General features: G+C 74.2%; 17 protein-coding genes. 2 read left to right on the top strand and 15 right to left on the bottom strand.

Going from position 1 to position 21,664, the window contains the following annotated elements; translation table 11 throughout:
- Window positions 1-51: 51 nt before the first annotated feature.
- From ACI79H_RS14225 to ACI79H_RS14165, 13 genes are all read right to left on the bottom strand, one after another.
- Window positions 52-1,032 carry a methionine synthase gene (locus tag ACI79H_RS14225; protein WP_456555053.1) on the bottom strand — a complete coding sequence of 327 codons (981 nt, stop codon included), beginning with the start codon at window positions 1,030-1,032 and terminating at the stop codon, window positions 52-54.
- Window positions 1,029-2,099, bottom strand: coding sequence for a tRNA 2-thiouridine(34) synthase MnmA (gene mnmA / locus ACI79H_RS14220; protein ID WP_456555052.1), 1,071 nt, complete (start codon window positions 2,097-2,099; stop codon window positions 1,029-1,031). Before mnmA ends, ACI79H_RS14225 begins: the two co-directional genes overlap by 4 nt.
- Window positions 2,096-3,286, bottom strand: coding sequence for a cysteine desulfurase family protein (locus ACI79H_RS14215; RefSeq protein WP_456555051.1), 1,191 nt, complete (start codon window positions 3,284-3,286; stop codon window positions 2,096-2,098). The genes mnmA and ACI79H_RS14215 overlap by 4 nt, the downstream gene beginning before the upstream one ends.
- Complete coding sequence (locus ACI79H_RS14210; protein ID WP_456555050.1) at window positions 3,283-4,659, bottom strand: MFS transporter; 1,377 nt, start codon at window positions 4,657-4,659, stop codon at window positions 3,283-3,285. The genes ACI79H_RS14215 and ACI79H_RS14210 overlap by 4 nt, the downstream gene beginning before the upstream one ends.
- A 112-nt stretch (window positions 4,660-4,771) precedes the next feature.
- Window positions 4,772-5,731, bottom strand: coding sequence for an electron transfer flavoprotein subunit alpha/FixB family protein (locus tag ACI79H_RS14205; protein WP_456555049.1), 960 nt, complete (start codon window positions 5,729-5,731; stop codon window positions 4,772-4,774).
- A 32-nt stretch (window positions 5,732-5,763) separates the two neighbouring features.
- Window positions 5,764-6,543, bottom strand: coding sequence for an electron transfer flavoprotein subunit beta/FixA family protein (locus ACI79H_RS14200; protein WP_456555048.1), 780 nt, complete (start codon window positions 6,541-6,543; stop codon window positions 5,764-5,766).
- A 115-nt stretch (window positions 6,544-6,658) separates the two neighbouring features.
- Window positions 6,659-7,756, bottom strand: coding sequence for an L-cysteine desulfhydrase Cds1 (cds1, locus tag ACI79H_RS14195; RefSeq protein WP_456555047.1), 1,098 nt, complete (start codon window positions 7,754-7,756; stop codon window positions 6,659-6,661).
- Window positions 7,753-8,826 carry an ABC transporter ATP-binding protein gene (locus ACI79H_RS14190; protein ID WP_456555046.1) on the bottom strand — a complete coding sequence of 358 codons (1,074 nt, stop codon included), beginning with the start codon at window positions 8,824-8,826 and terminating at the stop codon, window positions 7,753-7,755. Before ACI79H_RS14190 ends, cds1 begins: the two co-directional genes overlap by 4 nt.
- On the bottom strand, window positions 8,823-9,707 hold the full coding sequence (locus ACI79H_RS14185; protein ID WP_456555045.1) for an ABC transporter permease: 885 nt from the start codon (window positions 9,705-9,707) through the stop codon (window positions 8,823-8,825). The genes ACI79H_RS14190 and ACI79H_RS14185 overlap by 4 nt, the downstream gene beginning before the upstream one ends.
- Complete coding sequence (locus ACI79H_RS14180) at window positions 9,704-10,546, bottom strand: ABC transporter permease (RefSeq protein ID WP_456555044.1); 843 nt, start codon at window positions 10,544-10,546, stop codon at window positions 9,704-9,706. The genes ACI79H_RS14185 and ACI79H_RS14180 overlap by 4 nt, the downstream gene beginning before the upstream one ends.
- 62 nt (window positions 10,547-10,608) lie before the next feature.
- On the bottom strand, window positions 10,609-11,757 hold the full coding sequence (locus tag ACI79H_RS14175) for an ABC transporter substrate-binding protein (protein WP_456555043.1): 1,149 nt from the start codon (window positions 11,755-11,757) through the stop codon (window positions 10,609-10,611).
- A gap of 122 nt (window positions 11,758-11,879) precedes the next feature.
- Window positions 11,880-12,665 (bottom strand): enoyl-CoA hydratase/isomerase family protein, encoded by a 786-nt coding sequence (locus ACI79H_RS14170; RefSeq protein WP_456555042.1) that lies wholly within the window; start codon window positions 12,663-12,665, stop codon window positions 11,880-11,882.
- A gap of 9 nt (window positions 12,666-12,674) precedes the next feature.
- Window positions 12,675-13,442, bottom strand: coding sequence for an ABC transporter ATP-binding protein (locus ACI79H_RS14165; RefSeq protein ID WP_456555041.1), 768 nt, complete (start codon window positions 13,440-13,442; stop codon window positions 12,675-12,677).
- A 133-nt stretch (window positions 13,443-13,575) separates the two neighbouring features.
- Here ACI79H_RS14165 and glgX point away from each other — a divergent pair, with 133 nt between their 5' ends.
- Window positions 13,576-15,711: a glycogen debranching protein GlgX gene (gene glgX, locus ACI79H_RS14160; protein WP_456555040.1), complete on the top strand. Its 2,136-nt coding sequence runs from the start codon at window positions 13,576-13,578 to the stop codon at window positions 15,709-15,711.
- A 72-nt stretch (window positions 15,712-15,783) separates the two neighbouring features.
- Here glgX and ACI79H_RS14155 read toward each other — a convergent pair whose 3' ends face one another.
- Both ACI79H_RS14155 and glgP read right to left on the bottom strand, forming a co-directional pair.
- Window positions 15,784-16,755 (bottom strand): FHA domain-containing protein, encoded by a 972-nt coding sequence (locus tag ACI79H_RS14155; RefSeq protein WP_456555039.1) that lies wholly within the window; start codon window positions 16,753-16,755, stop codon window positions 15,784-15,786.
- A 121-nt stretch (window positions 16,756-16,876) separates the two neighbouring features.
- Window positions 16,877-19,426, bottom strand: a complete 2,550-nt coding sequence (glgP, locus tag ACI79H_RS14150; protein WP_456555038.1) for an alpha-glucan family phosphorylase — start codon at window positions 19,424-19,426, stop codon at window positions 16,877-16,879.
- A gap of 159 nt (window positions 19,427-19,585) precedes the next feature.
- On the opposite strand from glgP, the gene ACI79H_RS14145 reads away from it, so the two are divergent.
- A complete protein-coding gene (locus ACI79H_RS14145) occupies window positions 19,586-21,616 on the top strand; it encodes an alpha-1,4-glucan--maltose-1-phosphate maltosyltransferase (RefSeq protein WP_456555037.1) in 2,031 nt (676 codons plus the stop codon).
- The last annotated feature ends 48 nt before the right edge of the window (window positions 21,617-21,664 follow it).

Here is a 21,664-nt window from a genome sequence, read left to right as displayed (position 1 = left end):
CCGAACGTTATCCGCCGGGTACGACGGCCAACCCGACGTCACCCGCTCGGCTCACCCCGGCTGGAGGTGCTCCGCCGCCTCGCGCAGGTGCGTCATGACGGCACGGGCGTAGGCGGGGCTCGCGCCGGCCAGCCCGCAGGACGGCGTGAGCGTGACCGCCCCGGGCAGCTGCTCTTCGCCGAAGCCGAGCTCCCGCCACAGGCCCGCGACCCGCGAGGCGGTCGCCTTCGGCGCCGCGAGCGCCGCGCCGGTGCCCGGGACCACGCCCGGCAGCAGGTGCACGCCGGCGTCGACCGCCTCGCCCAGGGCGTCGAGGTCCTGCACCAGCCCGAGGTCGAACGACAGCCCGGCGGCGCCGGCCGCGCGGAACAGGCCCAGCGGCGCCCGGGGCGCGCAGCAGTGCACGACGACCGGCACCGGCAGCCCGGTGACCACCGCCCGCAGCTCCTGCTCGACCGCCTCCGCGGCCACGGCCGGGAGCTTGCCGAAGCCGCTCGCGGTGGGCAGCCCGCCCTGCAGCACGGCGGGCACGCTCGGCTCGTCCAGCTGCACCACGACCTGCGCGCCGGGCACCCGCCCGGCGACGGCGGCCACGTGCGCGGCCAGGCCCTCGGTGAGCGACTGCGCGAGGTCCCGCCGGGCACCCGGGTCGACGACGGCGCGCTCGCCGCGGACGCGCTCCAGCGAGGCCGCCAGCGTCCACGGCCCGGCCGCCTGCACCTTCAGCGGGCCGACGTACCCCTCGGCCGTGTCGTGCAGCGCGTCCAGGTCACGGGCCAGGAACTCCGCGGCCCGCCGCTGGTCCACGCCCGACCGCGGCACCAGCCGCCACCCGGCCGGCGTGAGGTCGACGGCGAGGTCCACGAGCAGCCCGGCCGTCCGGCCGACCATGTCGGCCCCCGCACCGCGGGTGGGCAGCTCGGGCAGGTGCGGCATCCCGGGCAGCTCGCCGAGGACCAGCCGCACCGCCTCGGCCGGATCGGTGCCCGGGAGCGAGCCCACCCCGGTCGCCGGCCCGAACACCGACGTCACCGGGCGCCCGCCACGGCCGCCTGGCCGACCACCCGGTCGCCCAGCGCGGCGTCCGGCTCGTAGAGCACGGCCGACTGGCCCGGCGCGACGCCGCGCTGCGGTACTGCCAGCGCGATCCGCAGCCCGCCGTCCTCGGCGGTGACCTCGCAGGCGACGGGGGTGCCGTGCGCCCGCAGCTGCACCTCGAACCGGCCCGGGAGCACCGGCGCCGCGCCGGTCCAGGTCGGGAGCCCGGTGCGCACCTCCTCCACCGAGGCGAGGTCCGCGGTGCCGATCGTGACCGTGCGGCTGACCGGCTCGATGGCGAGCACGTACCGCGGCTGCGCGTCGCCGACGCTCACCCCGAGCCCGCGCCGCTGCCCGACGGTGAAGCCGTAAGTGCCGTCGTGCTCGCCGACGGTCTCCCCCGTCGCGGCGTCGACGACCGGACCCGGCCGGCTGCCGAGGCGGCGGGCGAGGAAGCCGCGGGTGTCGCCGTCGGGGATGAAGCAGATGTCGTGCGAGTCCGGCTTGGCCGCGACCGCGAAGCCCCGCTCGGCGGCGATCTCCCGCACCCGGTCCTTGGTCATGCCGCCCAGCGGGAACCGCGCCGCCGCCAGCTGCGCCGGCGTGAGCACACCGAGCACGTAGGACTGGTCCTTCGCCGCGTCCACCGAGCGGCGCAGCACGCCGTCGTCCAGCCGCGCGTGGTGCCCGGTGACGACGGCGTCGAAGCCGAGCTGCAGCGCCCGGTCGAGCACCGCGGAGAACTTGATCTTCTCGTTGCAGCGCAGGCACGGGTTCGGGGTCCGACCCGCGGCGTACTCGGCCACGAAGTCGTCGACGACGTCCTCGGTGAACCGCTCGGCCAGGTCCCAGACGTAGAACGGGATACCCAGCTCGTCGGCGACGCGGCGGGCGTCGTGGGCGTCCTCGACGCTGCAGCACCCGCGGGCGCCGCTGCGCAGCGTCTGCCGGTCCGGCGACAGCGCCAGGTGGACGCCGGTGACGTCGTGGCCGGCGTCGACGGCGAGCGCCGCGGCCACGGCGGAGTCCACGCCGCCGCTCATCGCGGCGAGCACCCTCATCGGCGGCCCAGCCCGGCCCGCCGGGCGCGCTCGACGACCGGGCCGATGACCTCCAGCACGGCGTCGACGTCGGCAGCGGTCGAGGTGTGCCCGAGGCTGAAGCGCAGCGAGCTGCGGGCCCGCTCGGACTCGGCGCCCACGGCGAGCAGCACGTGGCTGGGCCGGGCGACGCCGGCGCTGCACGCCGAGCCGGTCGAGCACTCGATGCCCTTGGCGTCGAGCAGCATGAGCAGCGCGTCGCCCTCGGCACCGGGGAAGGACAGGTGGGCGTTGCCCGGCAGCCGGCCCGGCCCGCCGGCGAGCACGTCGTCGAGCGCGACGCCGTTGAGCTGGGCGTCCGGGATCAGCTCGGTCACCCCGCTCACCAGGCGGTCCCGCAGCGCGCCGACCTCCGACGCCCGCTGCTCCCGTCGGCCGACCGCGGTCACGGTGGCGACGGCCAGACCGACGATCGCGGCGACGTCGAGCGTGCCCGAGCGCACGTCGCGCTCTTGGCCGCCGCCGTGCAGCAGCGGGGTGCACTCGGCGTCGCGGCGCAGCAGCAGCGCGCCGGCGCCCATCGGTCCGCCCAGCTTGTGCCCGGTCATCGTGAGCGCGTCCACGCCGCTGGCGGCGAAATCGACCGGCACCTGCCCGACGGCCTGCACCGCGTCGGTGTGCATCGGCACGCCCACGGCGTGCGAGACGGCGGCCAGCGCGGCGATGTCGCTCACCGTGCCGATCTCGTTGTTGGCCCACATGACGCTGGTGAGCGCGACGTCCCGCCCGTCGCCGAGCGCGTCGGCCAGCGCGTCGGGCAGCACCCGGCCGCTCGGCTCGACCGGCAGCCAGGTCACCTCGGCGCCGTCGTGCTTGACCAGCCACTCGACGCTGTCCAGGACGGCGTGGTGCTCGGCCGGGCTCACCACCAGCCGGCGGCGCTGCGCGTCGGACCCGCGCCGGGCCCAGAAGATGCCCTTGACCGCGAGGTTGTCGCTCTCGGTCCCGCCGCCGGTGAACAGCACCTCCGACGGACGGGCACCGAGGGCCTCGGCCAGCCGCTCGCGGGACTGCTCGGCCTCCCGACGGGCGGCCCGGCCGCTCGCGTGCAGGGAGGAGGCGTTGCCGACCCGGCCGAGCTGCTCGGTCATCGCCGCGAGCACCTCGGGCAGCACCGGCGTCGTCGCCGCGTGGTCCAGATACGTCATGTCGCCGCCAGGGTAGTCGCGGCCGCCGGAGCCCCCTGGCCCGGCGGGACGGTGCGCCCGGCCACCCGGGCACCGAGGAACGCGGGCACCGACAGCACGGCCACCGCGGCCAGCACCGCCGGCCACAGCTCGCCGCCGCCGTCGGCGGCCCCGGCGACCAGCACGCCGGAGAGGCCGACGCAGAGGGCCGAGGCGGTGACGTCGGAGATCTGGAACGCGGCCGAGTTGGCGCCGCGCTCGGCCTCCGGCGACTGGTCGAGCAGCAGCACCCCGACGCTCGGCATGCCCAGCCCCATGCCCACCCCGGCCACGGCCCAGGTCAGGTACGCCGGCCAGCCACCGAGCGCGGGCACGGCGGTCGTCGCCGTCGCCACCAGCCCCAGCGCGAGCAGGAGGAAGCCGGCGCGCAGCACCCGCTGGCGCGGCACGTCGGGGCGGCGCCCCTGCACCTGCGCGGCCAGCACCCAGCCGACGGCGCCGGCGGTCAGCGGGAGCCCTGCGGTCGCGGCGCTCCAGCCGTGCTGCTCGGTCAGGACGAACGGGAGCAGGGCGTCCATGCCGAAGAAGGCGCCGGCCAGCAGCCCGCGGCTGGCGATCACCGCCGGGATGCCCGACCGTGCCCGGACCGTCCCGCGCGGCAGCAGCCGCCGCAGGCCCAGTGCCAGCGCGGTCGCGCCCAGCAGGGCGAGGCCGACGGCGGGGAGGTCGAGCCGCTGGGCCGCGTACTGCAGGGCCGCGATCCCGGCGCCGGCGAGCAGGGCGGACGGGGCGTTGCTGCGCCGGGCGGCCGCCTGCCGAGCGGGCTGCTCGTCCGGGCCGGCGCTCAGCAGCAGCGCCAGGCCGGCGCCGACGAGCGGCAGCAGGCCGAGGAAGACCCCGCGCCAGCCGACGTGCGAGGTCACCAGGCCGGAGGCGAGCGGACCGATGAGCGCGGGCAGCACCCACCCGGCCGCGAAGGCGCCGAAGAGCCGGGGGCGCAGCTCGGAGGAGAAGCCCTGCCCGGCGATGACGTAGAGCAGCACGATGACGACGCCCGCGCCCAGCCCCTGCACCGCCCGGCCGAGCACGAGCACGGCCATGTGCTGGGCCACGCCGGCGATCAGCAGCCCGGTGGCGAACACCAGCACCCCGGCCAGGACGCCGGGGCGCGGTGACCGCCGGTCCCCCACGTCGCCGCCGATCACCATGCCGACGACGGAGGCGACCAGGAAGGCGCTGAACGGCCAGGCGTACCAGGCGGTGCCGTCGAGCTCGTCGACCGCGCTCGGCATCGCCGTCCCCACGGCCATCGCCTCGAAGGCGATCAGCGTGACGAGGGTGAGCAGGCCGATGGTGGTGCGCCGGTGCGCGGCGTCCCAGATGCTCGCCGGCACGGTCTCCTCCACGAACGGCCCAACCGCCGCCGGGCGCCGCTGCTTCCCGGGTCCATGAACACGTCCGGGCGCCGCCCCCGAGGGGGCGACGCCCGGACAACGCGTGCCTGGGTTACTTGCGGGCGTTGATCTGCTCGGTCGCCTGCGGGACGACCGTGTTCAGGTCGCCGATGACGCCGAAGTCGGCCAGCTCGAAGATCGGGGCCTCGGGGTCCTTGTTGATGGCCACGATGGTCTTCGAGGTCTGCATGCCGGCGCGGTGCTGGATGGCACCGGAGATGCCGACGGCCACGTAGAGGTTCGGCGAGACGGTCTTGCCGGTCTGACCCACCTGGAAGCTGTGCGGGTAGAAGCCGGAGTCGACCGCGGCGCGCGAGGCACCGACGGCGGCACCGAGCGAGTCGGCCAGGGCCTCGATGATCGAGAAGTTCTCGGCGCTGGCGACACCACGGCCACCCGAGACGACGATCGAGGCCTCGGTGAGCTCGGGGCGGCTGCTCTTCTGCTCGACGACCCGGTCGGTGACCTTGGCGCCCTTGGCGGCGTCGGAAACCGACACCGACACGGCCTGCTCGGCGCCCGCGGCCGGGGCCGCCTCGGCCGTGACCGAGTTGCCGCGCAGGGTGTAGATCGGCGTACCGGCGGTGACCTTCGAGTGCACGATCACCGAGCCGGCGAACGCGACCTGGGTCGCGGAGCCGTCGGCGGCGATCTCGGTGACGTCGGTCAGGAAGCCGCTGCCGATCTTGAGCGCGAGGCGGGCGGCCACCTCCTTGCCCTCCGGGGAGGACGGGATGACGACGGCGGCCGGCGACTTCTCGCCGACCAGCTGGGCCAGCACCTCGGCCTTGGGGGCGACGACGAACTCGTCGACCTCGGCGGCCTCGGCGACGTAGACCGTGGCCGCTCCGTACTCGGCCAGCTTGTCCTTCACGCCCGCGGCGGTGCCGGGGGCGGCGATGACGACGGCGGCGGGCTCACCGAGCGCGCGCGCGGCGGTCAGTGCCTCGAGGGTCGCCTTGCGGACCCCTCCGGCCGGGTCGAGCTCGGCCAGGACCAGGACCTCTGCCATGAGTGCTTCTCCTCTTCCTTATCCGGACCGGGTCAGACGATCTTCTGGCCGGCGAGGAAGTCGACGAACTTCTGGGCGCCGTCGCCCTCGTCCGTGACCTTGACGCCCTCGCCCTTCGGCGGGCGGCCGGAGAAGTCGAGGACCTGGGTGGTGGCGTTGGCCTGGCCGACGACCGAGGCGTCGACGCCGATGTCGGCGAGGGTCTTGGTCTCGACCGGCTTCTTCTTGGCGGCCATGATCCCCTTGAAGGAGGGGTAGCGCGGCTCGTTGATCGTGTCCCAGGTGGAGACGATCGCGGGCAGCGGTGCCTCGACGGCCCAGTAGCCGCCGTCGGTCTGCCGCTCGATCTTGGCGACGCCGCCGTCGACGGTGAGCTTCCGGGCGCCGGAGAGCTGCGGGAGGCCCAGGCGCTCGGCCAGCAGCGCCGGCATGACGCTCATCTGGCTGTCGGTCGCCTCGGCGCCGCAGATGACCAGGTCGTACTCGAGCTGCTGCAGGGCAGCGGCCAGGACGGCGCTGATCTGCACGGCGTCGGAGCCCTTGATCGCCTCGTCCGAGATGTGGACGGCCTTGTCGGCGCCCATCGAGAGGGCCTTCCGGATGGCGTCGGTGGCGCTGTCGGGGCCGACGGTCAGGACCGTCACCTCACCGCCCTGCGCCTCCTTGACCACGAGCGCCTCTTCGATCGCGTACTCGTCGATCTCGTTGACGACGTTGTCGGCGGCGGCGCGGGCGACGGTGTTGTCCGCCGGGTCCATCTTGCGCTCGCTGCCCGAATCCGGGACCTGCTTGACCAGAACGACGATGTTCACGCCAGACCTACCTCCGCGACGGGGTCATGGGGCGCGGGCAGACAGCCCGCCCAGCTCCGGCTTGGAGGTTACTTGCACGTTAAGGGTCGCAGGAACGAGGGCCGGGTGAGGCACGTCACGGTCCCGGCGCCCAGCTCCCGGCCTCGGCGAATCGGCGCAGCGTGGCGGCGTGCGGGGCGAGGTCCATGCCCTGGGCGGCCACCCACTCGTCGGAGTAGTAGGTGTGCGCGTACCGCTCGCCGCCGTCGCACAGCAGCGTGACGACGCTGCCGGTGCGCCCGGCGGCCAGCATCTCGGCCACCAGCGAGAAGGCGCCCCACAGGTTGGTGCCGGTCGAGCCGCCCGCGCGACGGCCGGTCACCGCGGCCAGGTGCCGCATCGCCGCCAACGACGCAGCGTCGGGCACCTGGAGCATCCGGTCGACGATCGTCGGCACGAAGGAGGGCTCCACCCGCGGCCGGCCGATGCCCTCGATCCGCGACGGCGTCCCGGTGGTGACCCCCGCGTCGCCGGCCGCGTAGCCGGGGAAGAAGGCCGAGTTCTCCGGGTCCACCACGGCCAGCCGCGTGGGGTGCCGCCGGTAGCGCAGGTAGCGGCCGATGGTCGCGCTCGTCCCACCCGTGCCGGCGCCGACGACCACCCACTCGGGCACCGGGTGACGCTCGGCGGAGAGCTGCTCGAAGATCGACTCGGCGATGTTGTTGTTGCCCCGCCAGTCGGTGGCCCGCTCGGCGAAGGTGAACTGGTCGAGGTAGTGCCCGCCGCAGTCCGCGGCCAGCCGCCGGGCCGCCTCGTACATCTCCGCGGCGGTGTCCACGAAGGAGCACCGGCCGCCGTGGAACTCGATGAGCGCCACCTTCTCGGGGCTGGTCGAGCGCGGCATCACCGCCACGAAGGGCAGCCCGAGCATCCGCGCGAAGTACGCCTCGCTCACCGCCGTCGACCCGCTGGAGGCCTCGACCACGGTGCTGCCCTCGGTGATCTGCCCGGAGCAGAGCCCGTAGAGGAACAGCGAGCGGGCCAGCCGGTGCTTGAGGCTGCCGGTCGGGTGGGTCGACTCGTCCTTGAGGTAGAGGTCGATCCCCCACTCCGGCGGCAGGGGGTAGACCAGCAGGTGGGTGTCGGCGCTGCGCCGGGCGTCGGCCTCGACCAGGGCGACGGCGCGGTCGACCCAGGCCCGCCCGCCGGCGTCGGACCGGTCGACCGCGGTCACGCCGGGTCGGCCGGGACGACCAGCACCGGCCGCTCCGCGGGGACGACCTGCACCGCCGTCCCGGGTGTGAGGTGCTGGCTGTCGGCGCTGGCGAGGTCCGCCCGCACCTCCAGGCCACCGGGCAGCGCGACCAGCAGCCGGGTGCTCGCACCGGAGAACGTGCGGGTGACCACCCGGCCGGGCCCCCCGGCGGTGACCACGAGCGCCTCGGGCCGGACCAGCGCCTCGACCGGGCCGCTCGGCACGCTGCCGGCCGCGGGACGGCGCACGCCGAGCACCTCGACCGCGCCGGACGACGTCGTCGCCGGCAGCCGGTTCATGGTGCCGACGAACTCGGCGACGAACGCCGTCGCCGGTCGCTCGTAGAGCTCGTCGGGCCCGGCCACCTGCTCCAGCCGCCCGGCGCGCATGACCCCGACCCGGTCGGCGACCGACAGCGCCTCGGCCTGGTCGTGGGTGACGAAGACGGTGGTGGTGCCGAGCTCGAGCTGGATGCGCCGGATCTCCTCGCGCAGCTGCACGCGCACCTGCGCGTCGAGGGCCGACAGCGGCTCGTCCAGCAGCAGCACCTCCGGCGCCACGGCCAGCGCCCGGGCCAGGGCCACCCGCTGCTGCTGCCCGCCGGAGAGCTGGTGGGGGTACCGGTCGCCCCGGTCGGCGAGGCCGACCAGCTCGAGCAGTTCGGCGGCCCGGGTCCGCTGCTCGGACCGGTCGCGGCGCCGGACCCGCAGCCCGAAGGCGACGTTCTCGGCGACGGTCAGGTTCGGGAACAGGCTGTAGGCCTGGAACACCATGCCCATGTGCCGCTTGTTGGCCGGGACGCCGGTGACGTCGCGCCCGTCGAGCAGCACCCGGCCGGTGTCGGGCCGGTCGAAGCCGGCGATCGCCCGCAGCGCCGTCGTCTTGCCGCACCCCGAGGGGCCCAGCAGGGCGAGGAACTCCCCGCCGGCGATGTCGAGGTCCAGCCCGTCGAGGGCGACCACCGAGCCGTAGCGGCGGGTCAGGCCCTCGAGGCGGACCGCGACACCCGCCCGCGCCGGGGCGGTGACCGTGTCGGGGGCGGCGGTCATGCGGTCTCCTTCGTGCCGCGCCGGCGGTCCAGCGCGGAGATCAGCAGCAGCAGGCCCCAGGTGAGCAGCAGGGAGAGCACCGACACCGCGACCGACAGCTGGGGAGCCGCCCCCGAGACCAGGACGATCCAGGTCGGGAACGTCTCGAACCCCAGGATGTTCGCGACGGTGAACTCCCCCAGCACCAGCGCCAAGGTCAGGAACGCGGCGTTCAGCACCGAGGTGCGGAGGACGGGCAGGACGACCGAGGCCATCGTCCGGGGCCACGAGGCGCCGAGGTTGCGGGCGGCCTCGGTCAGCGTGCGGAGGTCGGCGCCGCGGATGCCGGCGTCCAGGGCCCGGTAGACGAACGGCAGCGCCAGCACCACGTAGACGAGGACCAGGATCCACGGCAGGTCCGGCTCCTGGAGCGCGAACATGAACTCCGCCACCGGCGTCCCGTAGAAGTGGTCCGGCGCCCAGGCGAGCACGCTGCGCACGCCCACGACCAGCGCGATCGGCGGCAGCACCAGCGGCAGCAGGGTGAGCAGCTCGACCGTCGTCCGCAGGCGGGGGAACCGCAGCTCGACCAGGACGACGGTCGGCACCATCAGCGCCAGGGCGATGAGCACGGTGAGCGCGCCGAGCACCAGCGACCGGGTGAAGGCCTCGGTGAAGCCGGGTGCGCCGGGGATCTGGGTGTAGGGCTCGAGGGTGATGCCCCCGCCTCGGCGGTCGCGGATCGTGAACCACACGGAGGCGCCGATCGGCACCACGAAGTAGGCCCCGAGCGCGAGGAAGACGATCCAGCGCCAGGCACCGCTGCCCCGGCGGCCGGGCCGCCGCGGGGTGTCGGGAGCGACGCCGCCCGCTCCGGCGACCCCCTCTGCCAGCGCGGTCACTGCAGCCACCGCGCGGTGCGCCGCTGGACCCAGGCGTAGAACGCCATGACCAGTCCGACGAGGACGACCATCCCGAGCGCCAGCGCCTTGCCCAGGTTCTCCGCACCGACGACGACGTTGCTGGACAGGGAGTCGGCGATCTGCAGCGTGACCAGCGGGATGCTGCTGCCGACGAGGGCCTTGGCGGTGGCGTAGGCGGCGAAGGCCGAGGCGAACAGCAGCATCGTGGCGCCGAGCACCGGTGGCGCGAGCACCGGCCCGCCGACGTGCCGCCAGTACTGCCAGCCGCTGGCGCCGAGGTTGTCGGCGGCCTCCCGCCACTGGGGCCGCAGCGCCTCGAGCGCCGGGATGATGGTGAGCACCATCAGCGGGACGAGGAAGTACAGGTAGACCAGCGCCAGGCCGGTCATCGAGTACAGCGAGAACGACAGCCCGAGGGTGTCGGTGAGCAGCGCCGTCACCACGCCGGCGTTCCCGATGGTGGCGAGGAAGGCGAAGGCCAGGGGGACGCCGCCGAAGTTCGCCAGGACGCCCGACGCGGTGAGGACCAGCCGGCGCAGCAGCCGCCCGCGCCGGGACCGCACGACGGCCAGCGCGAGCGCCAGCCCGAGGACCGCGCCGAGCACCGCGGTGATCGCCGACAGCTGGAGGCTGCCGAGGTAGGCGCGGCGGTAGGCGCCCTCGGCGGTCACCGCACCGATGTTCGCCGTCGACCAGCCCTCCTCGAAGGTGACCGGGTCGATGGACCGGAACGCCTCGACGGAGAGCACGCCCAGCGGCAGCAGGAGGAACACCGCGAGGTAGAGGAAGAACGGCACCATGCCGAGCGCGCCGAGCACACCGGCGCGCCGGCCCCGCGTGCTGCGGGGGGCCGGCGCACCGGTCGGGACCGCTGCGGTGCTCAGCCGGACATCTCCTCGTTCCAGCGCGAGGTGACGACGTCCTTGGCCGCCGTCTCCTGCTCCTGGGTCGGGAAGTCCGCCTCCGCCTCGACCGGCGGCAGCGCCGCGAGGGCCTCGGCGTCGGCGGTGCCGGCCTCCTCCATCACGGGCAGCCGCACCGGCCGGGCACCGCCGCCGAGCCAGATGTTCTGGCCCTCGTCGCTGTAGAGGAACTCCTGCCACAGGCGGGCCGCAGCGGGGTGCGGCGCGAACTTGCTGATGGCCTGGCTGTAGTAGCCGCCCATCAGGCCGTCGGTGGGCACGGCCACCTCCCAGGCGGTGCCGATCTCGGCCAGCCCCTCGGCGTAGGCGGCGTTGAGGTAGTCCCAGTCGATGACGATCGGGGTCTCACCGCTCTCGATCGTGGCCGGCGTGCTCTCCACCGGGTTGAAGTTCCCGCTGTCCTTGAGCTGGACGAAGAAGTCGATGCCCGGACCGATGTCGTCGAGGTCGCCGCCGTTGGCGAGAGCCGCCGCCCAGACGCCGGAGAACGCCGCGGCGGCCTGGGTCGGGTTGCCGTTGAGGCTCACCCGGCCCGCGTACTGCGGGTCGAGCAGGTCCTGCATCGTCTGCGGGCACTCGCCGACGATGGTGGCGTTGCAGCCGATCGAGATGTAGCCGCCGTAGTCGTTGTACCAGTGGCCGTCGGGGTCCCTCTGGTCCTCGGGGATGTCGTCCCAGGTCTCCACCTTGTAGGGCGCGAGCAGGTCCTGCGCCTGCGCCTGGCGGGCGAACGCCGTGCCGAGGTCGAGGACGTCGGGAGCCCGGTCCTGCCCGCGCTGGCTCGTGACGGCGTTGAGCTCGTCCTGGCTGGAGCCGTCGGGGCTGGCGCTGTTGATCTCGATGCCGTACTTCTCGCTGAACGTCTCGAGCATCTCGCCGTAGTTGGCCCAGTCCGGCGGCAGCGCGATGACGTTGAGCTCGCCCTCGGCCTGCGCGGCTTCCACGAGGGCGTCCATCCCTCCCCCGTCCTCGACGGACGTGGCGGTGGCCCAGTCCGAGCCGCTGCCGGAGCCGCCCGAGCCGCCGTCGTCCGAGCCGCAGGCGGTGAGGGTGAGTCCCGCCGTCACGACCGCGACCGCGGTCCGCAGGGTGGTGCTTCGTCGCACGTTTCCTCCTGGTGTGGAGCCGTCCCGCACGGACGGCCTCGCGCATTGTGGTCGACCGGGTGTGGCCGTGCCTGGTACTGCCACGTGACGATCCGTCGACCACTCGGCGACGGAACGGTGCGTCAGCGGCCGGTGAACTCCGCCTTGCCGGGGCCGCTCTCCAGGAACGAGCGCATGCCGGTGGCCTGGTCCTCGGTGTCGAACAGCTCCGCGAACAGCCGGCTCTCCAGGTCCAGACCCTCGTCGATGGGCAGCTCCAGCCCCTCGTCGATGGCGCGCTTGGCGGCGGCGAGGGCCAGCGGCGGGCCGGCGGCGAACTTGCGCGCCATGGCCACGGCCGTCGCGTACACCTCGTCGTCCGGGACGACGGCATCGGCCAGGCCGATCTCGAGGGCCTCCTCGGCGCCGACGTGCCGGCCGGTGAACACGAGGTCCTTGGCCTTGGCCGGGCCGACCAGGCGGGCCAGCCGCTGGGTGCCGCCGGCCCCGGGGATGACGCCGAGCAGGATCTCGGGCTGGCCGATCTTCGCCCGGCTGCCGAGCACCCGGAAGTCGGCGCACAGCGCCAGCTCGTAGCCGCCACCCAGCGCGTAGCCGGTGATGGCCGCGATGACCGGCTTGGGGATCCGCGCGACGGTGCGGAACGAGTTCTGCAGCTCGCGACCCCACGCCACCATGGACGAGCCGTCGAGCTGCGACATCGCCTTGATGTCGGCGCCCGCGGCGAACACCCGCTCGCCGCCGTAGAGGACGACGGCGCGCACGTCGGCGCGCTCCCCCGCCTCCATCGCCGCGGCCCGCACCTCGTGGTGCAGCTGCTCGTCGATGGCGTTCATCTTCGGCCGGTCGAGGCGGATCGTGCCCACGCCGTCCTCCACCTGCAGGGTCACGAACTCGGGCTCAGCCATGGCGGCACCTTAGCGAGCGCTGCGGGCGGCGAACCGGCCGTCGGTGCGGGTCAGCTCCAGCGGCAGCCCGAAGGTGTCCGAGAGGTTCCCGGCGGTGAGGACGTCGTCGGCCGCACCCGCCGCCACGATCTCGCCGCCGCGCAGCAGGAGCGCGTGCGTGTAGCCCGGCGGGATCTCCTCGACGTGGTGGGTGACCAGCACCTGGGCCGGGGCGTAGGTGTAGCGAGCCAGGTCGGACAGCCGGGAGACGAGGTCCTCGCGACCGCCCAGGTCCAGGCCGGCCCCCGGCTCGTCGAGCAGCAGCAGCTCGGGGTCGGGCATGAGCGCGCGGGCGATCTGGGCGCGCTTGCGCTCGCCCTCGCTGAGGGTGCCGAACGGCCGGTGCGCGAACTGAGCGACGCCCCACTGCTCCATCAGCATCCCGGCCCGGGTCAGGTCGTGGACGTCGTACCGCTCCCGCCACCGGCCCACGACGGCGTACCCGGCCGAGACGACGACGTCCCCGGTCCTCTCCGCCGGCGCGATCCGCTGGGTGAGCGCCGCGCTGGTCAGCCCGATGCGCGGCCGCAGCTCGAACACGTCGACCGCGCCGAGGGTCTCCCCCAGCAGCTGCACCTCCCCCCGGCTGGGGTGCAGCAGTGCGCCGGCCAGCTGCAGCAGCGTGGTCTTGCCCGCCCCGTTCGGCCCGAGCACCACCCAGCGGTGGTCGGCGTCCACGCGCCAGTCGACACCGCGCAGCAGGGTGTTCTCCCCGCGCACGACGCCGACCCCGGTCATCCGTACGACGGCCTCGTCCGAGGCGTCTGTGCCGCCCCCACCCACCCGACCGATGCTCGACACGTCCCCATCCAACCAACCCGGCGCGCGCCGCCTGCACACGCACACCCCCCGGGGTTGGCACGATCGCCCGGTGACCCCCTCCCCCGCCGCCGAGGTGCTGCCCGGCTCGCCCACCCCGCTCGGCGCGCACTGGGACGGCACCGGCACGAACTTCGCCCTCTGGTCGGCCGGGGCGCACGCGGTGGAGCTGTGCCTCTTCGACGCCGACGGCACCGAGCACCGGCACCGCCTCACCGAGAGCACCCACCAGGTGTGGCACGGGCGGCTGCCCGGCGTCGGGCCCGGGCAGCGCTACGGCTTCCGGGTGCACGGGCCCTACGAGCCGGCGGCGGGGCACCGGTACAACCCGGCGAAGCTGCTGCTCGACCCGTACGCGCGCGCCGTCGAGGGCGGGCTGGAGCTGCACCCGGCGGTGTTCGGGCACCCGGGCGACGCCGTCGACAGCGCCGTCCCGGACGAGCAGGACTCCGCGCCGCACGTGCCCCGCGGCGTCGTCGTGCACGACACCTTCCCGTGGGACGGCGACCGCGCGCCGCGGACCTCGTGGTCGGACACCGTCATCTACGAGGTGCACGTGAAGGGCGCGACCGCCCGGCACCCCGACGTCCCCGAGCACCTGCGCGGCACCTACGCGGGCCTGGCCCACCCGGCGTTCGTCGAGCACCTCACCGCGCTCGGCGTCACCGCCGTCGAGCTGCTGCCGGTGCACCACTTCGTCAGCGAGCCGCACCTGCTGCGCCGCGGCCTGACCAACTACTGGGGCTACAACACCCTCGGGTTCTTCGCCCCGCACGCGGCGTACAGCTCGGCGGGCAGCGGCGGCGGGCAGGTGACCGAGTTCAAGACGATGGTCAAGGCGCTGCACGCCGCCGGCATCGAGGTGGTCCTCGACGTCGTCTACAACCACACGGCGGAGGGCGACCAGACCGGGCCGACACTGGCCTTCAAGGGCATCGACAACGCCGGCTACTACCGGCTCGACGGGTCGAACCCGGCGCGGTACACCGACTACACCGGCTGCGGGAACACCCTGGACGTGCGCCGGCCGGCGGTGCTGGGCCTGCTCATGGACTCGCTGCGCTACTGGGTCACCGAGATGCACGTCGACGGCTTCCGGTTCGACCTCGCCCCGGCCCTGGCCCGCTCGACGCACGACGTCGACCGGTTCTCGGCCTTCTTCGACGTGGTGCACCAGGACCCGGTGGTCAGCCGGGTCAAGCTCATCGCCGAGCCCTGGGACGTCGGCCCGGGCGGCTACCAGGTGGGCAACTTCCCGCCGCCGTGGACGGAGTGGAACGCCGCCTACCGCGACACCGTGCGCGACGTGTGGGCCGGAGCGCACGTGGGCGTCCGCGACCTGGCCTACCGGCTGACCGGCTCCTCGGACCTCTACCGATCCGACGGCCGGCGCCCGTTCGCCAGCATCAACTTCGTCACCGCCCACGACGGCTTCACCATGCGCGACCTGGTGAGCTACGACGGCAAGCACAACGAGGCCAACGGCGAGGACAACCGGGACGGCGAGAGCCACAACCGGAGCTGGAACTGCGGCGTCGAGGGCGAGACCGACGACCCCGCCGTCCTCGCGCTGCGCGGCCGGCAGGTGCGCAACCTGCTGGCCACGCTGCTGCTCTCGACCGGGGTCCCGATGCTCACCGCGGGGGACGAGCTCGGCCGCACGCAGCGGGGCAACAACAACGCCTACTGCCAGGACGGCGAGCTCTCCTGGCTGGACTGGACGGCGGTCGACGAGGAGCTGCGCGCGTTCGTGGCCCACGTCCTGCGGCTGCGGCACGCCGCACCCGTGCTGCGGCAGGAGGCGTTCTTCGAGGGCCACGAGCTGCCCGGCACCGGCGGCACCCGCGACCTCGCGTGGTTCGCCCCGGACGGCGGCCAGCTCACCACCGCGGACTGGTTCGACACCGGGCTGCAGACGGTCGGCATGTACCTCGACGGCCGCGGCATCCGGCACCGCGACGCCTCCGGCCGGCCGGTCGTCGACGACTCCTACCTCGTCTGGCTGCACGCCGGCGCCGAGCCGCTCACCGTGCAGCTGCCCGACGCGCCCTGGGCCGACGGCTACGAGCTCGTCGTCTCCACCGAGTACGCCACCGGCGCGCCACCCGAGCCCGCGATGATCGCGCCCGGCCCGGTGGAGCTGCCCGGCCGGTGCGTGTGGCTGCTCAAGGTGCTGCGGCGTCCCTGACGGGCTGACCGGTGAACGCGAGAGGCCCAGAACCGGTGCGGTTCTGGGCCTCTCGCGTTCAACGGGGTGCGGCTACTCGGCCTGCTCGAAGGTGATGACGGTCCAGCCGAGCAGGAGGCGGTCGCCGTCGGAGAGCGGGTGCGGCTGACCGGGCTCGAGCTGGGTCCACTCGGTGGCCTCGGGGCCGGCGACGTGGGTGCCGTTGAGCGAGCCGAGGTCGACCAGCGAGACCTGGTCGCCCGAGCGGGTCAGGGCGGCGTGCGCCGAGGAGAGCACGTTCTGGGTGTCCGCGATCGGCACCGGGCGGGCCGTGCCGGCGGTGACCATCTCGTGGTTGTCGGGACGGCGGCCCAGCACCAGGTCCTCGTCGACCGTGATGACGAGCCCGTCGTCGAAGCGCAGCACGGGCGCCGAGCTCGCCGGGGCGTCGGAGTCGGAGTCCGGCCGCCAGAACGCGGTCTGCTCACCGGAGTCGGGCGCCGCACCGGCCCGGCTCGAGCCGGTGCTGCCACCCGAGCCGAAGCCGGCGTCGGAGGAGGCCGTGAACGACGACGGCGCCTGCGCCGGGGCCGAGGACGGCGCGGCGGCCGGGGTGAGGTGCAGCGTCGCGCCGGAGCCCGGCACGGTGCCCTCGACCAGGTCGAGGGTGACGCCGGAGGCCGCCTGCGCGGCCGCCGAACCCGGGCCCACGTACAGGGCGCGGCCCAGGCGGAAGCCGGAGGCGACGCTGCCGCCCTCGACCGACGAACCGGTGACCGGCACGCCGTCGACCGAGAGCTGGCCCTTGCCGGACCAGAGGGCGACGCCGGTGCCGGAGGCGGCGTCGGCCAGCACGAGGGCGTAGGACGCGCTGCCGGAGGAGAGCGACCCCGCCTGCGCGGCGACGGCCGTCAGGACCTGCTCGGCACCGGGGCCGGAGACCCCGAGGCAGGCGTGCAGGGCCGCGACGAGGGCGGGGGAACCGGGGGCGTCGACCCACAGCAGACCGCCGTCGCGGCGGGCGACGACGGCGTCTCCGGGGAGGACTTCACAGCGGTCGGGCATGGCGGCCAGCCTAGTGATGCGCAATCGGCTTCGGCGCCCGGCCGCCCCCCGCCACGCCGTGTCCGCACGACGTCACACGTACCCGTGTGGCGGGGGTGACCAGAGGGTCACGACACGTCGATCACGCAGTCGTGACCACGCCGAGCTCGGCCGGGTCGGCCAGGTGCTCGGAGTGCGGGAGCACCCGCACCGTGTAGCCGAAGGCACCCGTCCGCTCCAGGGGCACCGTCGCGGTGAACCAGTGCCGGGAGCCCTCGGTCTGCTCGTGCGCCATGGGCACCGAGGTCACCTCGTGCAGCCCGTCGGCGTCGTCGACCCGCCCGTAGGCGGCCTGGACCTCGACGTCGCCCGGCTCCAGCCCGGGCAGCTCCACCTCGGCGCGCAGCGCCAGGGTCGAGCCGATCTCCGGGGTGTCACCGGCACCGGTCGCCTCGACGTGCGCGACGCGGACGGTCGACCAGTTGTGCAGCAGGTGCGCCCGCCAGCCGGACTCCGCGCGGGCCGGCGCGTAACCCTCCGCCGACATGACGCGGGCGGACTGCGCCGCCGGGACGTACAGCGCCTGCACGTAGTCGCGCACCATGCGGGTCGCCAGCACCTTGGGGCCGGTCTCGCGCAGCGTGTGGCGGACCATCTCCACCCACCGGGCGGGCACGCCCTCGCCGTCCCGCTCGTAGAACCGCGGCAGCACCTGGGTGCCGAGCAGGTCGTAGATGGCCCGCGCCTCGACCTCGTCGCGGCGGTCGGCGTCGGCGACGCCGTCGGCGGTCGGGATGGCCCAGCCGTTCTGGCCGTCGAACCACTCGTCCCACCAGCCGTCGCGGATGGAGAGGTTCAGCCCCCCGTTGAGCGCCGACTTCATGCCCGAGGTGCCGCAGGCCTCCAGCGGCCGCAGCGGGTTGTTCAGCCAGACGTCGCAGCCCCAGTACAGGTAGCGCGCCATGCCGATGTCGTAGCCGGGCAGGAACGCGATGCGGTGCCGGATCTCCGGGTCGTCGGCGAACTCCACCATCTGCTGGATGAGCTTCTTGCCGCCGTCGTCGGCGGGGTGGCTCTTGCCGGCGATGACCAGCTGCAGGGGGCGCTGCGGGTCCAGCAGCATCGCCTTGAGCTTGGCCGGGTCGCGCAGCATCAGGGTGAGCCGCTTGTACGACGGCACCCGGCGGGCGAACCCGACGGTCAGGACGTCGGGGTCGAAGGCGGTGTCGGTCCAGCCGACCTCGGCCTCGGTCGCGCCGCGGGACAGCGCGGTCTCGCGCAGCCGCCGGCGCACCTCCTCGACCAGCCGGCCGCGCAGCGTGCGGCGGACCGCCCACAGGTCACCGGCCGGGATGCGGTCGACGCCGTCGAAGTGCACCGGCCCGTCGACGACGACGGGGTCGCCCTGGCTCGAGCTCTGCGTCCCCATGTCGACCAGCTCGCGGGCGGTCCACGTCGGGGCGTGCACGCCGTTGGTGATCGACCCGATCGGCACGTCGCCCTCGTCGAAGCCCGGCCACAGGTTGCTGAACATGCCCCGGCTCACGTGGCCGTGGAGCTCGCTCACGCCGTTGGCCCGCTGACCGAGCCGCAGGCCCATGTGCGCCATGTTGTACTTCGACGGGTCCTCCTCGGCGCCGAGCGCGAGCAGGTCGTGCAGCGGGACGCCGAAGCCGGCGAAGTACCGCTCGATGAGCGCCTTCGGGAAGCGGTCGATGCCGGCCGGCACCGGGGTGTGGGTGGTGAAGACCGTGCCCGCGCGGACCGCCTGCAGCGCCTCGGCGAACGTGAGGCCGTGCGACTCGATGAGCTCGCGGATCCGCTCCAGGCCCTGGAAGCCGGCGTGTCCCTCGTTGGCGTGGAACACCTCGGGCACCGGGGTGCCGGTGCGCGTGCAGTAGGCGCGCACGGCGCGCACGCCGCCGATGCCGAGCAGCATCTCCTGGCGCAGGCGGTGGTCCTCGTCGCCGCCGTACAGCCGGTCGGTGACCCCGCGCTCGGCCGGCGCGTTCTCCTCGATGTCGCTGTCGAGCAGCAGCAGCGACACCCGGCCGACCTGCGCCCGCCAGACGTGCGCGAACAGCGTGCGCCCCTCGGGCAGCGGCACGTTGATGACGACGGCGGAGCCGTCCTGCTCGCGCAGCAGCTTCACCGGCAGGCCGTGCGGGTCCAGCGACGGGTAGTGCTCGAGCTGCCAGCCGTCGGCGGACAGACCCTGCTCGAAGTAGCCGGCCCGGTAGAGCAGCCCGACGCCGATGAGCGGCACCCCGAGGTCGGAGGCGGCCTTGAGGTGGTCGCCGGCGAGGATGCCCAGACCGCCCGAGTACTGCGGGAGCACCTCGGTGATGCCGAACTCGGCGGAGAAGTAGGCGATGCTCGCCGGCGCCTCGGCGCCCAGCGACTGGTACCAGCGCGGCGTGGAGAGGTACTCCTCCAGGTCGTCGACGGCGTCCTGCAGCCGGCGGACGAACTTGCGGTCCGCGGCCAGGGCTGCCAGCCGCTCGGCCGAGACCTCGCCCAGCGCCTTGACCGGGTCACCACCGCAGCGCCGCCACAGCGCCGGGTCGAGGGTCTCGAACAGGTCCCGGGTCTCGGGGTGCCACGACCAGCGGAGGTTCATCACCAGCTGCGACAGCGGGAGCAGCGGCTCCGGGAGGGCGGCGCGGACAGTGAAACGTCGGAGAGCTCGCACCGGTCGAGACTAGCCAGCCTGAGCGGTGGCGCCAGGGGGTCGAGGAGGTCTTCGCGCCACACGCGCCCCACGCGCCACATGCCGGGCGGTCGCCGCACGGCCACCCGGACGGGTGCCGCCGAAGTGCCCGCACCTGCGTACCTCGATAGCGTGACGGGGATGAATGGCCGCGCTGACCTCCGCCTCGGCATCACCGATGTCGCCCCCGTCGTCTCCTGCGGGACCTTCTCGGCCCGCGCCGTGGTCGGCGAGCACCTGCCGATCACCGCGACCGTGTTCCGCGAGGGGCACGACGCCGTCGCCGCCGACGTGGTGTGGACCGCCCCCGACGGGACCGCCGGCCCGTTCACCCGCATGGCGAGGTTCGGGCCGGAGCCCGACCGCTGGCTGGCCACCGTCGTCCCGGACCGCGAGGGGACCTGGACCTTCCGCGTCGAGGCCTGGAGCGACCCGCTGGCCACCTGGCGGCACGCCGTCGAGGTGAAGATCGAGGCGGGGCAGGGCGCCGACGAGCTCGCCAACGACCTCGAGGAGGGCGCCCGGCTGCTCGACCGCGTCGCGGCCGAGGCCGGCGCGGACTGGCGCGACCGGGTCGTGGCCGCGGCCGCCGCGCTCCGCGACGACACCCAGGAGCTCACCGTGCGGGTGGCGCCGGCCCTGGCGTCGGGCCTGCAGCGCTACCTGCACGAGCACCCGGTCCGCGAGCTGGTCACGGCCACGCCGGACCACGAGGTCTTCGTCGACCGCCCGCGGGCCCTCTACGGCTCCTGGTACGAGTTCTTCCCGCGCTCGGAGGGTCCCGTCGTCGGCGGCGTCCCCACGCACGGGACCTTCACGACGGCGGCCGACCGACTGCCGGCGGTGGCCGACATGGGCTTCGACGTCGTCTACCTCCCGCCGATCCACCCGATCGGCACGGTGAACCGCAAGGGCCCGAACACCGCGCAGTTCCCGGGCGGCAACCCGCACGAGATCGGCCCGGACGACGTCGGCTCGCCCTGGGCCATCGGCAGCGCCGAGGGCGGCCACGACGCGGTGCACCCGCAGCTGGGCACGCTCGAGGACTTCACGGCCTTCGTGGCGCGCACCCGCGAGCTGGGCATGGAGGTCGCCCTCGACCTCGCGCTACAGGCCGCGCCCGACCACCCCTGGGTCGCCGAGCACCCCGAGTGGTTCACCACCAAGCCCGACGGCACGATCGCCTACGCCGAGAACCCGCCGAAGAAGTACCAGGACATCTACCCGATCAACTTCGACAACGACCCCGAAGGCATCTACGCCGAGGTGCTGCGCGTCGTGCGGCACTGGATGGACGCCGGCGTGCGGATCTTCCGCGTCGACAACCCGCACACCAAGCCGCTGAACTTCTGGCACTGGCTGATCTGGGAGGTCAAGCGGACCGACCCCGACGTGCTCTTCCTGGCCGAGGCGTTCACCCGGCCGGCGATGATGCACCAGCTCGCCCGGATCGGGTTCACCCAGTCCTACACGTACTTCACGTGGCGGACCGAGCGCGGCGAGATCGAGGAGTACGGGCGCGAGCTCGCCGGGAACGCGCACTACATGCGGCCCAACTTCTTCGTGAACACCCCGGACATCCTCCACGAGTCGCTGCAGTTCGGCGGCCCGCCGATGTTCAAGATCCGGGCCGTGCTCGCGTCGATGCTGAGCCCCACCTGGGGCGTCTACTCCGGCTTCGAGCTCTTCGAGCACGTCGCGGTCAAGCCGGGCAGCGAGGAGTACCTCGACAGCGAGAAGTACCGGCTGCGGCCGCGCGACTGGGCCGCCGCCGAGGAGTCCGGGCGCAGCCTGGCGCCCTACCTGAAGCGGCTCAACGAGATCCGCCGGGCGCACCCCGCCCTGCAGCAGCTGCGGACGCTGCGCTTCCACCCGGTCGACAACCCGAACCTGATCTGCTTCTCCAAGACCGACCCGGGCTCGGCCGACGCCGTCCTGGTCGTGGTCAACCTGTCCAGCCGCGACACCCAGATCGGGACGACGGCGCTGGACATGCAGACCCTCGGCCTGGACTGGCACGAGCGGTTCTCCGTCACCGACGAGCTCACCGGCGCCTCGTACGACTGGGGCCAGTTCAACTACCTCGAGCTGGACCCGTTCCGCGAGCCCGCGCACGTCTTCGCGGTCACCTTCCCCCGCCCCGTGCAGTTCCCGCCCCCGGTCCCTTCCTGACCAGGGGCACCCCCGACCGCCCACCCGCGACTTCCCGAGGGCTCCCCC

Source organism: Blastococcus sp. SYSU D01042 (assembly GCF_054050515.1).
The sequence above is the reverse complement of the archived record's forward strand: the minus strand, read 5'-3'. Positions and strand labels throughout refer to the sequence as shown.